The organism is Actinoplanes sp. L3-i22, from assembly GCF_019704555.1.
Classification (GTDB): domain Bacteria; phylum Actinomycetota; class Actinomycetes; order Mycobacteriales; family Micromonosporaceae; genus Actinoplanes.
The window spans coordinates 4718673-4732371 of record NZ_AP024745.1; the positions used below are offsets into that span (position 1 = coordinate 4718673).

At 70.9% G+C, this 13699-nt stretch carries 15 protein-coding genes; 10 read left to right on the plus strand and 5 right to left on the minus strand.

The annotated features are described in order from the left end of the window. Positions 1-80 precede the first annotated feature (80 nt). The 6 genes from L3i22_RS20860 (at position 81) to L3i22_RS20885 (ending at position 5293) form a co-directional block, all read left to right on the plus strand. Positions 81-506, plus strand: coding sequence for a hypothetical protein (locus tag L3i22_RS20860; protein ID WP_221328632.1), 426 nt, complete (start codon positions 81-83; stop codon positions 504-506). 174 nt (positions 507-680) lie between these two features. After that, positions 681-1523, plus strand: a complete 843-nt coding sequence (locus L3i22_RS20865) for an MBL fold metallo-hydrolase (RefSeq protein ID WP_221328633.1) — start codon at positions 681-683, stop codon at positions 1521-1523. 209 nt (positions 1524-1732) lie between these two features. After that, positions 1733-2062 carry a helix-turn-helix transcriptional regulator gene (locus tag L3i22_RS20870; RefSeq protein WP_221328634.1) on the plus strand — a complete coding sequence of 110 codons (330 nt, stop codon included), beginning with the start codon at positions 1733-1735 and terminating at the stop codon, positions 2060-2062. Next, complete coding sequence (locus L3i22_RS20875) at positions 2062-2778, plus strand: cation transporter (RefSeq protein WP_221328635.1); 717 nt, start codon at positions 2062-2064, stop codon at positions 2776-2778. Before L3i22_RS20870 ends, L3i22_RS20875 begins: the two co-directional genes overlap by 1 nt. Before the next feature lie 151 nt (positions 2779-2929). Further along, positions 2930-4009, plus strand: a complete 1080-nt coding sequence (locus tag L3i22_RS20880; RefSeq protein ID WP_221328636.1) for a cation diffusion facilitator family transporter — start codon at positions 2930-2932, stop codon at positions 4007-4009. Between the two features lie 75 nt (positions 4010-4084). Next, a complete protein-coding gene (locus L3i22_RS20885) occupies positions 4085-5293 on the plus strand; it encodes a hypothetical protein (protein WP_221328637.1) in 1209 nt (402 codons plus the stop codon). 92 nt (positions 5294-5385) lie between these two features. Here the strand turns inward: L3i22_RS20885 and L3i22_RS20890 are convergent, their stop codons facing one another. Then, positions 5386-6153, minus strand: a complete 768-nt coding sequence (locus L3i22_RS20890) for an SDR family NAD(P)-dependent oxidoreductase (RefSeq protein WP_221328638.1) — start codon at positions 6151-6153, stop codon at positions 5386-5388. Between the two features lie 187 nt (positions 6154-6340). Here L3i22_RS20890 and L3i22_RS20895 point away from each other — a divergent pair, with 187 nt between their 5' ends. After that, complete coding sequence (locus L3i22_RS20895; protein WP_221328639.1) at positions 6341-7312, plus strand: GNAT family N-acetyltransferase; 972 nt, start codon at positions 6341-6343, stop codon at positions 7310-7312. A gap of 15 nt (positions 7313-7327) precedes the next feature. Here L3i22_RS20895 and L3i22_RS20900 read toward each other — a convergent pair whose 3' ends face one another. The 3 genes from L3i22_RS20900 to soxR all read right to left on the minus strand — a co-directional run bounded on the left by L3i22_RS20900 (position 7328) and on the right by soxR (position 10149). Further along, positions 7328-9070, minus strand: coding sequence for a glycosyltransferase family 39 protein (locus L3i22_RS20900; RefSeq protein ID WP_221328640.1), 1743 nt, complete (start codon positions 9068-9070; stop codon positions 7328-7330). A 169-nt stretch (positions 9071-9239) separates the two neighbouring features. Continuing rightward, the gene (locus L3i22_RS20905; protein WP_221328641.1) at positions 9240-9668 is read right to left on the minus strand and encodes an NUDIX domain-containing protein; all 429 of its coding nucleotides are present in this window, start codon (positions 9666-9668) and stop codon (positions 9240-9242) included. Between the two features lie 25 nt (positions 9669-9693). Further along, a complete protein-coding gene (gene soxR / locus L3i22_RS20910) occupies positions 9694-10149 on the minus strand; it encodes a redox-sensitive transcriptional activator SoxR (RefSeq protein ID WP_221328642.1) in 456 nt (151 codons plus the stop codon). An 81-nt stretch (positions 10150-10230) separates the two neighbouring features. On the opposite strand from soxR, the gene L3i22_RS20915 reads away from it, so the two are divergent. Further along, on the plus strand, positions 10231-11118 hold the full coding sequence (locus L3i22_RS20915) for an NmrA family NAD(P)-binding protein (RefSeq protein WP_221328643.1): 888 nt from the start codon (positions 10231-10233) through the stop codon (positions 11116-11118). A 14-nt stretch (positions 11119-11132) separates the two neighbouring features. Here L3i22_RS20915 and L3i22_RS20920 read toward each other — a convergent pair whose 3' ends face one another. Beyond that, positions 11133-11705: a TetR/AcrR family transcriptional regulator gene (locus tag L3i22_RS20920; protein ID WP_221328644.1), complete on the minus strand. Its 573-nt coding sequence runs from the start codon at positions 11703-11705 to the stop codon at positions 11133-11135. A gap of 81 nt (positions 11706-11786) precedes the next feature. Between L3i22_RS20920 and L3i22_RS20925 the strand changes: the two genes are divergently transcribed. After that, positions 11787-12641: an aldo/keto reductase gene (locus tag L3i22_RS20925; protein WP_221328645.1), complete on the plus strand. Its 855-nt coding sequence runs from the start codon at positions 11787-11789 to the stop codon at positions 12639-12641. 29 nt (positions 12642-12670) lie between these two features. Continuing rightward, complete coding sequence (locus L3i22_RS20930; RefSeq protein WP_221328646.1) at positions 12671-13690, plus strand: hypothetical protein; 1020 nt, start codon at positions 12671-12673, stop codon at positions 13688-13690. Positions 13691-13699 lie beyond the last annotated feature (9 nt).

Consider the following 13699-nt stretch of genomic DNA (forward strand, 5'->3'; position numbering starts at 1 on the left):
GATTCGCCGGGCCGCGGCGGCCAGAGTGGTGATCGTGCCCGGCGCACCACCAGACGCCGGGCCGAGAGGGGACGACCGCCATGCTTGCCGTCACGTACCACCTCGACCGCGGCCCCGCCGGACGCCGGTCGAGCGGGCTCGGCGCCGCCTTCGTGCTGGCCGGGCTCGCGATGATCCCGTGGCTGTGCTACCTCTCGGTCACCCTGCCGGCCAGCGCGTGGGACGCGCACTGGTCGCTCGCCTGGGTCGGCCTGGACGGCTGCGAGGCGCTGGCGCTGTTCGCCACCGGCCGGTTCCTGCTGCGGCGGGACAACCGGTGCGTGCTGAGCGCGGTCGGCGCCGCGGTGCTGCTGCTCGTGGACGCCTGGTTCGACGTCACGGCGGCCGCGCCCGGCCCGGATCTGGCCGCTGCGATCGTCATGGCGGTCTTCGCCGAGATCCCGATCGCACTGGTCTGCGCCGTGCTCGCCGCGCGCGTCCTGCGCACCCCGTTCCCGCACGGCTGAGCGGCCGCCGCGTGCCCGTTTCGTCCGCGCCCTGTCGCGCGTCACCGACCTGGCGCAAGACCGTCCTCGCCACCACCGGAGCCGCTGCCGACGGCCGGCGCGACGAGACGCTTGCTCAATCAGGCGAGACGAACAAGCATTTCGCGTCTCACCACCGCTTCTTACCGTGAACCGGTGCAGAAAATTGTTCTCGGTAAGGTCGAAGTCATCCGGGTCGTCGAGTGGCACGGTGGCTTCAGCGCGACCAACGTCCTGTTCCCGACCGTGCCCGGTGAGCTGTGGCGGCGGCACGAATCCTGGCTGGCGCCGGATTTCCTGAACGCCGCGACCGGCGAGTGGCAGACCACCATCCAGACCTGGGTGCTGCGTAGCGCCGGCCGCACGGTGCTCATCGACAGCGGGCTGGGCCGGGGCAAGCACGGTGTGCCCGAGCAGTTCGAGCGCGGCGACCTGCTCGACCTGCTGGCCGCGGCGGGGGTCCGGCCGCAGGACGTGGACCTCGTGGTCAACACGCACCTGCACAGCGACCACGTGGGCGGCAACACGCGGTTGGCCGGCGGCGAGTGGATTCCGGCATTTCCCAACGCCCGGTACCTGATCAGCCGTGCCGATTTCGACTACTGGAATCCGGCCAACGGCCATGTTCCTCGGTCGCCGTTGCACTCCGTGCCCGAGGTCGCGGCCGTGTTCGAGCAGAGTGTGCTGCCCGTGCACCGGGCCGGGCAGGCGGTGCTGTGGGACGGCGACAGCCACCGCATCGACGGGGACCTGGTGCTGGAACTGGCGTCCGGTCACACGCCCGGCTCGGCCGTGCTCCGGCTCGAGTCCGGCACGGATCGGGCGCTGTTCGTCGGCGACCTGATCCACAGCCCGCTGCAGGTGATCGAGCCCGATCACGAGATCTGCGTGAGTGAGGATCCGGCCGAGGCGATCCGGACCCGGCGCCGCGTCCTGGCCCGGGCGGCGGCGACCAACAGCCTGGTGGTGCCCGCCCACTTCGGCATTCACCGGGCTTGACGCGCGGCAACCGGGACGAGCCGCTCAGCGTTGCCCTGAGCCGGTCGACCCGACCCACAGGCGAACCAAAGATCAAATGCGAATTCCTGGGTACGGCCGGCAGCCCCGGCTCATCGTCGGATGCTCGCGCCGGTCCACGACGTGAGCGCTCCCCGACCCCGCTTTGATACAGGTTTCGCTGAATACAGCCGACGCTGTATTGTCGGGCCATGGAGACGGTGACACACGGCCAGGTCCTCGCCCGCTTCGGGCATGCCCTGTCGGACGCGACCCGTGCCCGGCTGCTGCTGGCGCTGCGTGACGCGCCCGGCTACCCGGCCGAGCTGGCCGACCTGCTCGGGGTGACCCGGCAGAACCTGTCGAACCATCTGGCCTGCCTGCGCGGTTGCGGTCTGGTCGTCGCCGTCCCGGAGGGCCGCCGCACCCGTTACGAGCTGTCCGACCTCCGGATCCGGCACGCCCTCGACGACCTGCTCGGCCTGGTCCTCGCGGTCGACCCGACCGCCTGCCCCGACGCGGCCGACAAGGACTGCTGCTGATGAACCTGCCGCTTGCTCCGCTCACGCCGGCCGGGCCGGGCGCTCAGCGCCGGGCGGTGCTCACCCGGCGGATCCGGCTGCTGGTCGCCGCGACCATCACCTACAACGTGATCGAGGCGGTCGTCGCGATCAGCGCCGGCACCCTCGCGAACTCCACCGCGCTGATCGGCTTCGGTCTCGACTCGGTCATCGAGGTGTCCTCCGCCGCTGCGGTCGCCTGGCAGTTCGCCGGCGCCGACCCCGAGAAGCGGGAGAAGACCGCGCTGCGGGTCATCGCGATCTCGTTCTTCGCGCTCGCCGCGTACGTCACCGTCGAATCGGTGCGAGCCCTGCTCGGCGGTGCCGAAGCCGGACACTCCACGGTCGGCATCGTCCTGGCTGCCGTCTCGCTCGCCGTGATGCCCGGCCTGTCCTACGCCCAGCGCCGCGCCGGCCGCGAACTCGGCTCCCGCACCGCGGTCGCCGACTCGAAACAAACCTTGCTGTGCACCTACCTCTCCGGGGTGCTGCTCGTCGGCCTCCTGGTCAACAGCCTGTTCGGCTGGAGCTGGGCCGACCCGATCGCCGCGCTGGTCATCGCCGCGGTGGCCGTCAAGGAAGGCCGCGAAGCCTGGCGCGGCGACGCCTGCTGCGCCCCCACCCCGCCCGCCGGCACCAGGGCGGGCGACGCCGGGACCTGTGCCGACGGCTGCTGCGCCGGGCAGCCTTCCCCGTGATCCGGTGCCGCCGCGATGGCCGCAATCCGCTCACCGCGCAACCCGGCGACCGCTACGAGCAGCTACGTCGCCGCCCACCGGTGAGCTGAGCAGGTACTACGACCACCATCATCAGCATGACCCGGTTGCGCCCAGCGGAGAGGCTGAAGGCATGGAGCACCCACACGACCACGACGAACACCGGCAGGACGGGCACGGTCACGACAATCATGACCACAGCGGCCACGGACCCGACGAACACGGCCACTCCGGGCACAGCCACGGGGTCTCCGCCGACGCCGACCGCCGCTGGCTGACCCTGGCACTCGCGCTGATCGCCACCTTCATGGCCGGCGAAGTCGTCGTCGGTCTGATCGCCCGATCGCTCGCGCTGCTCTCCGACGCGGCGCACATGCTCACCGACGCCGGCGCGATCGTGCTCGCCCTGGTCGCCATGCGACTGGCCGCCCGCCCGCCGAAGGGCGGATTCACCTTCGGCCTCAAACGCGCCGAGATCCTGTCCGCCCAGGCCAACGGCCTGTCCATGCTCCTGCTCGGCGGCTGGCTGGCTTTCGAGGCTGTCAAACGGCTGATCGACCCGCCTGACGTGACCGGCGGACTGGTGCTGGTCACCGCCCTGGCCGGGATCGTCGTCAACCTGGCGGCGGCCTGGGCGATGAGTCGCGCCAACCGATCGAGCCTCAACGTCGAGGGCGCCTTCCAGCACGTCCTCAACGACCTGTTCGCGTTCATCGCCACCGCGATCGCCGGCGCCGTCATGGTGCTGACCGGATTCACCCGCGCCGACCCGATCGCCACCCTGATCGTCGTCGTCCTGATGGTCAAAGCCGGCCTCGGTCTGATCCGCGACTCCGGCCGGATCTTCCTGGAAGCGGCACCGACCGGCATCGACCCACCCGCGCTCGGCGCCCGCCTGACCGGTGTGAACGGCGTCGTGGAAATCCACGACCTGCACGTCTGGCAGATCACCTCCGGGCAACCGGCGCTCTCGGCCCACATCCTGGTCGCCGAAGGCCTCGACTGCCACGCCGTGCGCGCGAACATCGAGGACCTGCTGCGCCGCGACTACCAGATCACCCACAGCACGCTGCAGGTCGACCACGCCGACACCGACCCGACCCGGTCCACCGGTTACGAGATCAACCTCGACGATCCGAACAGCCACTGCGACGACGCGCACGGCGCCTCCTACCGGGCGGCCGCACCCGACCGCGCAGAGCAGCCGGGTTGAACGACGGACCGATGGTGATGCGGACCGCCGCTATCGTGAATGACCGAACCGATCAAGCGATGGAGGATCCCGCGCATGGCCGACCCGTTGAAGCCCACGCTCGTCACGAAGCTGCGGGCATCGCTCAGCGGGGAACGCGACGCCGCTCTGCTCGAAGCGCTACGCGCCGCCGGCCGGGTCGCCTACGACGAGCTGATGGCCGCGGAGAAGGTCCGCACCGAGCTCGCCGCCGCCGGCTTGACGCTGTGGGACGCCCCGGTCGCCGTCAGCAGCCAACTCCTCGCCGCGTGGAACGCGTTCGTCCTGCAGACGCTCGGCGAAACGTTCCTCGACGCCGACTACACCGCCAACCCCGGCACCGTCGGCTATGTCCCGCAGGTCACCTACGACCAGACCGCACGCTGGCTCGCCGCCGTCGAAGGCTGGGTGTCGCGGGCCCGCCAGGCCAGGGTCAACCCCGACTACGACATCAGCGGCGAACTCGCCCTCCCGGCAAGCCTGCCGCCCTGGGCCGAGGTGGAACCGTGCCCGCCCGAACATTTGAGCGCTCTGCTGGCCGCGATCCCGCCGGTGCGTGAGCACGTCGACGTCGCGCTGTACGCGCTGGAGCGAGCCGGTGTCCCGGAACAACGCCGTAAGGCGGTCAACCGGATCAAGCAGCTGGCCGCCGAGGCGGCCGCAGCCACCGACTACGCGATGGGCCTGCGCACCCAGCGACACAACGCCACCCTGCACGAACTGATCGAGAACAACCTCAAGCAGGCCCTGGAACTGTGGTTCCACGCCGGCCAGCTCGCCGCCATGCCCAAACTGCTCGACAACTACCGGGCCCTGCGCCCGGCCGCCCGCCCCGACATCGCCACCCTGCCCGGCGGCGCCCGCTTCGACCCCTGGTGCCTGACCGACCCGGCAACCCTGCGCCGCTGGCAACACGACCGCCGCGCCGTGCAGGCAATCCAGGAACTGTGGGAATGGGACCCGGACCCCGCCGCCACCATGGCCCTGAAAGCCGAGGTGGATGCTGCCGTCGCAGCCGGCGACGTCGCCTTCCTCAACGCGCCCAGGGGCGGCACCTGCTACTACGAGTGTCCCTGGGCGCCGCTCTACGAGGTCCGTCGACCGGTGACCATCGCCGGCCGCTCGATGCAGACCCTGCAACAGTTCACCCTCGAAATCGCCGCCGACGACATGCCCCGCGGACTGCCGTTCCGCCGCGGCGTCCTGCTCGGCCCGTTCCGGCTGACCAACGAGGTCGAATACTGCGACCCCGACGGACAACACTGACGGGATCCGGCAGCGGCCCCCACTCCGCAGCGGTCAACCGGACCGTACGCCCGCAGGAGGCCTGGAATGCGAAGCCCGAGCCGAGCCGGGACTCAGGCGCGGCGCTCGTCGAGCTGGTTTCCGCCGTCGACGACGAGCACCTGGCCGGTGATGTAGGCGGCCTTGGCCGAGGCGAGGAAGCCGACCGCGGCCGCCACCTCGTCGGGCCGGCCCGGCCGGCCCACCGGGGTCGCGGCCCCGGCCCGCAGTTCGTCCGGGGTGCTGGACGCGGTGGCGATCCAGCCCGGCGCGACGCTGTTGACGGTCACGCCGGCCGGCCCGGCCTCCAGCGCCCACGTGCGGGTCAGCCCGTCCATGCCGGCTTTGGCCGCGGCGTACGCCGATTGGCCCGGAACGCTGACCAGCGGCCCGGTCACCGAGGAGATGTTGACGACCCGCCCGTATCCGCGCGCGATCATCCGCGGCAGCACCAGGCGGGTGACGTTGAAGCAGGTGGTCAGGCTGACGGCCAGCTGCCGGTCGAATTCGGCGGGGTCGAGGTCGCCGAGCTCGGCGGACCGGTCGCCGTGCCCGGTCTGGGCCATCCCGGCGTTGTTGACCAGCACGTCCAGGTCGCCGACCGTGGCGTGGACGTCGTCGATCAGGCGTTGTGCCTGCTCCCGGTCGCGCAGGTCGGCGACCAGCCCGACGGTGTCGTTGCCGAGCTCGGCGGCCCGTTCGTGCACGCGCGCGGTGGTGGCCGTGATCGCGACCCGCAAGCCGGCCGCGATCAGTTCCGTCGCGATCGCCAAGCCGATGCCCTCCGGGCTGCCGACCCCGGTCACCAAAGCCGCCCCGGTCCGGTCGTTCGATTTCGTCACGATCGTCCATCATCCGCGAGCCGTACCCGACAGGTCGTCGATTCCCGAATGATCGCCGCTCCCGAGCCGCCGCTGGATGGACCGGGCCTTGGCAGGCGTGGGCCGCGAACAGGCAGGGGGAGCCGGACTCCGTCACCGGGCCGAAATCGGAATGACAGCCCTCGCCGGGCTCCATAGTGTTGCGATCATGACTGTTGAATCGCGGAACCTCAGTTGGCGCCCGATGGCCGTGTCCGACGGCGCGGCGATGGCCGACCTGCTGAACGCGATCGACGCGGAGGACCACGTCTGGGGGCAGTACACCGTGCAGGACGCGACCGAGGAGCTGGACTCACCGGTCGACGACCTCCCGGCGTCCACGCTGGCGGTCTTCGACGGCGCGACGATGCTCGGCTTCTCGGCGGTCCACTACAAGCCGGCAGCCGAGATCGTCCACCGGGTGCATGCGGCCGGCGCCGTCCGCCCCACCCATCGTCGCCAGGGCCTCGGGACGAAGCTAATGCAACACGGGCTGACGACCGCCGAGGCGCTGCACGCACTGCATCACCCCACGCTCGAACTGGTCGTCGAATCGATCTACGGCGAGCATGTGCACGGGGCCGTCGCCCTGTACCGTGCGGCCGGCATGACGGCGACGAAGTGGAGCCGGCACATGCGGCATCCGCTCGGCGCCGCCATTGCGGGCGCCCCTGTCCCCGACGGCCTGCGGATCGAGGGCTACACGGCCGAGACCGACGAGCAGTTCCGCGCGGTCCGCAACGAGGCCGCCCAGGACGTGGGCGGGTCGCCGCTCACCGCCGAGCAGTGGAAGATCTGGGCCGTGAACGCGAACTTCCGGCCCGAGTCGAGCTTTCTGCTCCGTGACGTCGAGACCGGGACGGCGGCCGGCGTCCTGCTGGTCGTCTCGTGGGAGGCGGAGACGGCGGCGACCGGCATCCGCGACGCCTACTTCCGGGTCATCGCCACGCGGCCCGCGTACCAGCAGCGCGGCGTGGCCGAAGCCCTGATCTCACACACGCTCCGGGCCGCGCAGGACCAGGGCTACGGACGGGCCAGCCTCCGGGTCGACGCCGATGGTTCGAGCAAAGAGTTCGGCGTCTACGAGAGCGCCGGGTTCGTCACCCACGACACCCAGGTCCACTACTCCATCGCACGCTGACTGAGGGTCGCGGCGCTACCGCTGGTAGAGCAGGATCGAGTAGCCGACGTTGCCGATCTGCAAGCTGGTGGCCAGCAGCTCGTTGAACTGCCGGCGCGCGGCCTTGCGGTCACCGTCGACCGGCAGGCAGGAGTTCGGGGTGGCGATACAACGCCCGGAGATCGCGATGGTGCCGTGCACCTGATCGAGCGGCACCCCGAACGGATCCCGCGCGTTGATGTTGTGGCCGGCGGGTTCCCCGCGACCCTTGTAGATCAGCCAGATCGGCCGGCCCGGGTACTTCTTACCGAGCCGGGCCAAATCCTGGCCCCAGTCAACGTTGGAGTCGGTGAGCTGGGTATAGGTCCGGCTCGGCCCGCCGAACGCCTCGTTGGAGTAGGGCAGATAGTACGGAAACGCCCGCACCGAACTGACCGCGACGAACACGGCGAGCAGCCCAGCGGTCACATGCAGCCAGCGGCTGCGGTACGCGGCCACCGAAGCCGCCGCAACAGCCAGGATCACCGGGATGAAGATCGTGTACCGGACACCCCAGTTGCGGGCCCCGGTCATCGCGATGAGTGTCAGCAACAGGGTCGGGAGCAGCAGATACGCGGCGGCGGCACGCAGCCGCGGGCTGATCAGCAGGCCGGCCGCCCCGATCAGCCACAGCCCGAGCATCCCGAGCGGCTCCTTGATCAGCAGAGCGCCGGGCACGTAGTACCACCGCGTACCGATATAGGCCTTACCGAAAATGTAGCCGGAGTAGTCGCCGTCCTCGAGCTTGAACTGGAACCGCATGCCGTCGCGGAACGGCCGCGGAAACGGCAGCAGATCGACCACGTGCGCCTTGACACCGCTGATCGCCGCCAGCCCCGGCGGGGTGCTCCAGCGCAGCCGCGGGTCCACGATCAGGTAGCTGACCCAGACCACGACGATCGCGACAGCCACCACCCCGGCCGCCGCCGCGACCCCGGTCACCAGCAGCCGGACGACCGAAGGCCGGCCCTCGACCCGGAGCCGGCCGGCGTGCCACACCGACAGCACCACGAGCAGGGCGGCGATCGGCAGCGCGGGCAGGGCGCTCATCTTGGTGGCGGCCGCGGCGCCGAGCGCGATCCCGGACAAAGGCAGATTGAGGTACGGCCGTGAGCGCGCCCGCCACAACAGCCACAACCCGGTCAGCAGAAACCCGGCGGTCGGCAGGTCCACGCCGGCCAGGGACCCGTAGGCCAGGACATCCGGCGAGAACGCGTACAGCGCGAGCGCGAGCAGCCCACCGGACGACCCGGTCAGATCCCGCGCGAACGCGAAGACGACCAGCCCGAACAGCAACGTCAGCACGATCATCGGCAGCCGCGCGGCGAACAGCACGTGCTGGGGATCGTTGCCGTTCTCGTAGAGCATCGCGTGCCCGAGCGCCCACTGCTCCTGCGGGTACGGCTTGCTGACATGCACATCGGCGAAGACCATCCCGGTCGCGATGATCAGCTTCGCCAGCGGCGGATGCTCATAGTTGTAGGCAAGACGGTGATCCCGCACGTACGTGACCGCGGTGCCCAGATACACCGGCTCATCAATGGTCGTGGACTGCTCACGGGCCGCGGTGATCATCCCCACCGCCATCTGACCGAGGAAGAGCAGAACGACCAGCACGGTCATCCACGGCCGCCACCGAGCCTTCGGCGCCGGTACGGATGCTGTCTGCCCTTCCGGGGTCTGCCGCTGAGCCGGCACGCCCGACGCACGTGTCCCGTCGGCCACCAGGTCGTGGTTCATCACCAGACCTCTCGGATCGGTACCAACCACCATGTGCGGTGCCCATGATGGCACGACAATTCCGGCCGGTAATGACAGAAAAAGTGAATCTGAAACGAATGTTCAGGCGGCCGGCCGGCTACGACTGCCCCCATTTGGATCACGAAAGAGTGCCGTGGCCTGATTCGGCTCAGCTTTGTCGTTCGCCGAGTACGGCGGTGAACATGTCGAGGTAGCTGTCGTGGGCCAGTCGTAGTTGACCGAGTTCGGCTCTGCTGAACCACCCGATGGCGTCGTGCTCGTCCGGAGCCGCGTTCACCGGAGTTCCGGCCCAGGCCTCCACCAGCCAGATCTGCATGTCGAACGTGTCAGCGCCGACCTCGCGCATCGCCGGCCCCGAAGGCTGAGCCACGGTGACTCCCAACTCCTCCCGCAGTTCGCGCACGAGCGCGGTGGGCGGATCCTCAGCCTCCTCCACATGACCGCCGGGCAGATCCCACACGTCGGGGTACCAGCGGCGGCCGGCGGTTCGGTGGCACAGCAGTATCCGATCGCCGTCGCGCAGCACGGCCGCCACGATGCGCGCTCTCTCCCGAGAACCGTCCGTCGAGATCGTCATCCCTGCATGATGCTCGACGGGCCGCTCAGGTCTTCGGCAGGCGGCGTGCACCCGGGCCCTCGCGGCCCAGCAGGTCGCGCGGGTTGACCAGATGGCATACCCGCAGGGTGAGGCAACCGCACCCGATGCAATCGGTGAGGTCATCCCGGAGCGCCTGCAACTGCGCGATGCGGGCGTCGAGCTCGGCCTGCCAGAGCCCGGACAGGTGAGCCCAGTCCTCCCGGTTCGGAGTGCGTTCGCTCGGCAGCTGGTCCAAGGCCTGCCGGATCGCGGCGAGCGAGATGCCGACGTGCTGGGATGCCCGGATGAACGCGACCCGGCGCAGCACGTCGCGGGTGTAGCGGCGCTGGTTGCTCGCGGTCCGGGTGCTGCTGATCAGGCCTTCGCGCTCGTAGAAGTGCAGTGCGGAGATCGCGACGCCGCTGCGGTCGGCGACCTGTCCGACGGTGAGCTCGTGGAACGTGGTGCGCGGTCGGGGCATGCGCCGATCCTAGGTTGACCTCAACCAATGTTGAGGCCAGAGGATGGGCTGCGTTCACGACTGCGACCGAGGAGCTCACCCATGACCACCGTTCTCGTCATCGGCGCCACCGGCAAACAGGGCGGTGCGGTCGCCGAGCTGTTGCTGCGGCACGGCCACGAGGTCACCGCCTACGTGCGCTCGTCCGGGTCGCCGCCCGCCCGGGCGCTGTCCGCCGCCGGTGCCCGGCTGTTCGTCGGCGACCTGTCGGACCCCGCGGCGCTTGCCGGGGCGGCCCGGGGCGCCGACGCGGTGTTCGCTCTGTCCGTGCCGTTCGGAGCAGGCGGCGCCGAAGAGGAAGCCGCCCAGGGCCGCCTGCTGGTCGATGCCGCCGCGCGGGCCGGGGCGCACCTGGTCTACTCCTCGGTGCGCGGCGCCGACCGGATGGTGGCGACCGGCATCGACCATGCCGACAGCAAGCAGCTCACCGAGGCGTACCTGCGTGCTCAGGAGGTCCGGGCGACCGTCCTCGGCCCGGTGTACTTCATGGAGAACGTCCTCAACCTCGGCTTCAGCCGACTCGGCGACGGGATCCTGGCCAATCCGCTCTCCGCCGGCAAACCGCTGGACCAGGTGACCGTCCGGGACATCGCCGGCCTCGCCGTGGCCGCCATCGAACACCCGGACCGGTTCGTGGGCCGGCGCATCGACGTCGTCTCCAACCGGGTCACCGGGCAGGAGGCGGCCCGGATCCTCGGCGAGGTGCTGGGCCGCGAGATCCCGTACCGGCGGCTGCCCCTGGACCAGGTCCGCCAGTGGGCCGGTGCCGAGATCGCCGACATGTTCCAGCGGTTCGAGGACAACACCGACTTCCTCGACGTGGATGGCTTGCACGCCGCCTACCCGGGGGTGGCCTGGCACAGCTACGCCGACTGGGCTCGGACCGTCGACTGGGACCTCGTGCTGCGGGCCCAGCCGACGGCACGGTAGCCGGGAACGGGTGGTCAGCGGGCGCGCAGAGCGTCGGCGAGCAGGCCGAGCATGCGGCTGGTGCGCTGTGGGTCGTGGCCGGCGGTCAGGAAGATGCCGTGCAGCATGCCGGCGGCGTCGTCCGGGTCGACGTCGTCGCGCAGCGTACCGGCCCGCGCCCCGCTGTCGAGAAGGGCGCGGAACGCGCCGGTGACCTGCTCGCGGGTGTGCGGACCCATCCGCCCGGCGGCGAAGCTGCTGCGCAGGGCGTCCATCATGCTGCGCTTGGTGGCCAGGAACGCCGCGTACCGCTCGAGCCAGGCGCGCAGCGCGGCCTCCGGCGGCAGCTGTTCCAGCAGGGTTGTCGCGCTGGTGGTGACGTCGTCGAGCTCGGCGGCGTAGACCGCCTCGACCAGCGCCTCCCGGGTCGGGAAGTGCCGGTAGAGCGTGCCGACCCCGACCCCGGCGTCGCGGGCGACCGACACCATCGCCAGGGACTCGTCGCCGCCGGCGAGCGACGCGCGGGCGGCGGCGAGCACCTTGTCCCGGTTGCGCCGGGCGTCGGCACGCCCCTTGGCCGGCTCGGCGGCCGGGGTGGGATCAGTCAAAGCGGAAGGCCTTCCGTTTCGTGCTACCGTCGCAAGCGGAAACCCTTCCGCTTCGGTATTCTCGCACGAGAGCAGGTCCGCATGCCCTTCGCCTTCGCCGGCCGTCCGGTCGCCCGCATCGGTTACGGCGCGATGCAGCTGTCCCGCCTGCGCGATGACCGCGCCGCCGGGATCGCGCTGCTGCGCCGCGCCGTGGAGCTCGGCGTCAACCACGTCGACACCGCGCAGTTCTACGGCTTCGGCCTCGTCAACGAGCTGTTGCGGGAGGCGCTGCGCCCCGAGGACGGCGTGCTGATCGTCAGCAAGGTCGGGGCCGCGCCGAACCCCGGCGGCCAGTTCCCGCTCCGGTTCGCGCAGCGGCCCGAGGAGCTACGGGCCGCCGTCGAGGAGAACCTGACCACCCTGGGCCTGGAACAGATCCCGGTGGTGAACCTGCGCCGCGCCGACAGCGGCCCGGTCGGGCTGCAGCTCCCGGACGACCAGGTCGTGGACGCCGACGACCAGCTCGCCGAGATGATCGCCCTGCGCGACGAGGGCAAGATCGGCGCGATCGGCCTGAGCAGCGTCTCCCTGGAGGTGCTGCGCCGCGCGCTGCCGGTGGGCATCGACTGCGTGCAGAACGCGTACAGCCTGGTCGATCGCCGCGACGAGCAGATGCTGGAACTCTGCCTGGCCGAGAACATCGCCTGGGTTCCGTACTTCCCGCTCGGCAGCGCCGCCCCGCACCTGCCGAAGGTGACCGACGCGCCGGCGGTGATCGCCGCCGCCGAGTCCTCCGGGTTCACCCCGGCGCAGGTCGGTCTCGCCTGGCTGCTGCACCGCGCCCCGAACGTGCTGCTCATCCCGGGCACCGCCACCCTGGCCCACCTGGAGGCGAACATGGCGGCGGGCGACGTCCCGGCCGACGTCATGGATGCCCTTTCCGCGATGATCTAGATTCATCCGGGTCGACGCGCGGGGGCGGCATGACGATTTTCGGGTGCCGGGCCTGCGGGGCCACGCTGACGGTTCCACTGTCCAGGGTGGCGTTTCCGGTGCACGCGTATCAGAAGTACGGCAACGGGCCCGGCTCGCTCGACCCGGCGCTGGAGCCCGGCACCTTCGCGGTGGATCCGCTACCGGCCGGTGCACCGTGGCGCTGGTCGGTCGAGTCCGAAGACAGCGAGGCGCTCGGGGGATCGGACGCTGCGGTGCTGCTCGCCCCGGGGGATGTCCGTGGCGCTGTCGTCGACCCGGCGCTGGTCGGTGACTCCGGATGCTGCGGCCTCGGCGGCGGCCCACCCAACATGGTCTGTGTCGCCTGCGGTACGCCGGTCGCCACCCGGATCGACGACTGCGGTCTGCGGCAGGCGGTCTGGCTGGCCTCGCTGGCGACCAAGGTGATCGAGGACGGTCCCGGCCGGGCCCCGGAGTTCGGTTGGACGGACCTGAGCGACCAGTGGCCCGGCATCGCACCGATCGAACCGGACGGCCGGTGGAATCCGATGTGGGAGGCCGCCGCCGCTTCGGCGCTCGCGCATCTGCTGGCCGTCTCGGGCGGCGACCCGATCCTGATCCCCGATCACCGGGTCGCCGCGATTTTCCGGCCCCTGCTCGACCGTCTCGTCGACCCGGTCGGCGCGGGACCGGAGCGCACCCTTGTCCTGGCCGGACCGGGCCTCGCGGCGGCGGGCGGCGACCTGGCCCTGGTTCCGGTGCACCCTCAGACGGGCGAGGTGTGGCCGGTGGCCGCGCCGATGCGGCCGGTCCCGCTGGCCTGGGACGCCTGGGCGCACCTGGCGGCGCACCGCGATGCGAAGCCGATCGGACGCTCGGTCCCGATCCTGCCGGAGGCCCTGCCGGAACGGCTCCCGGGTTACCGGCTCCTGCCGGACGGCCGGATCTTCCTCTGTGTGCTGGCTCTCCAGCCCGAGGTCAGGCAGCCCTGGCTGCGCGCCATCTACGAACGAGGCCGCCCGTTCAGCTACGGCTACTTCCCGTTCTGACCGGCCGCC

Excerpts from the sequence above, each read along its gene's own strand:
- L3i22_RS20860 (WP_221328632.1), top strand. The coding sequence starts at position 81 with ATGCTTGCCGTCACGTACCACCTCGACCGCGGCCCCGCCGGACGCCGG.
- L3i22_RS20870 (WP_221328634.1), top strand. The coding sequence starts at position 1,733 with ATGGAGACGGTGACACACGGCCAGGTCCTCGCCCGCTTCGGGCATGCC.
- L3i22_RS20875 (WP_221328635.1), top strand. The coding sequence starts at position 2,062 with ATGAACCTGCCGCTTGCTCCGCTCACGCCGGCCGGGCCGGGCGCTCAG.
- L3i22_RS20880 (WP_221328636.1), top strand. The coding sequence starts at position 2,930 with ATGGAGCACCCACACGACCACGACGAACACCGGCAGGACGGGCACGGT.
- L3i22_RS20885 (WP_221328637.1), top strand. The coding sequence starts at position 4,085 with ATGGCCGACCCGTTGAAGCCCACGCTCGTCACGAAGCTGCGGGCATCG.
- L3i22_RS20895 (WP_221328639.1), top strand. The coding sequence starts at position 6,341 with ATGACTGTTGAATCGCGGAACCTCAGTTGGCGCCCGATGGCCGTGTCC.
- L3i22_RS20900 (WP_221328640.1), bottom strand. The coding sequence starts at position 9,070 with ATGAACCACGACCTGGTGGCCGACGGGACACGTGCGTCGGGCGTGCCG.
- L3i22_RS20905 (WP_221328641.1), bottom strand. The coding sequence starts at position 9,668 with ATGACGATCTCGACGGACGGTTCTCGGGAGAGAGCGCGCATCGTGGCG.
- soxR (WP_221328642.1), bottom strand. The coding sequence starts at position 10,149 with ATGCCCCGACCGCGCACCACGTTCCACGAGCTCACCGTCGGACAGGTC.
- L3i22_RS20915 (WP_221328643.1), top strand. The coding sequence starts at position 10,231 with ATGACCACCGTTCTCGTCATCGGCGCCACCGGCAAACAGGGCGGTGCG.
- L3i22_RS20925 (WP_221328645.1), top strand. The coding sequence starts at position 11,787 with ATGCCCTTCGCCTTCGCCGGCCGTCCGGTCGCCCGCATCGGTTACGGC.
- L3i22_RS20930 (WP_221328646.1), top strand. The coding sequence starts at position 12,671 with ATGACGATTTTCGGGTGCCGGGCCTGCGGGGCCACGCTGACGGTTCCA.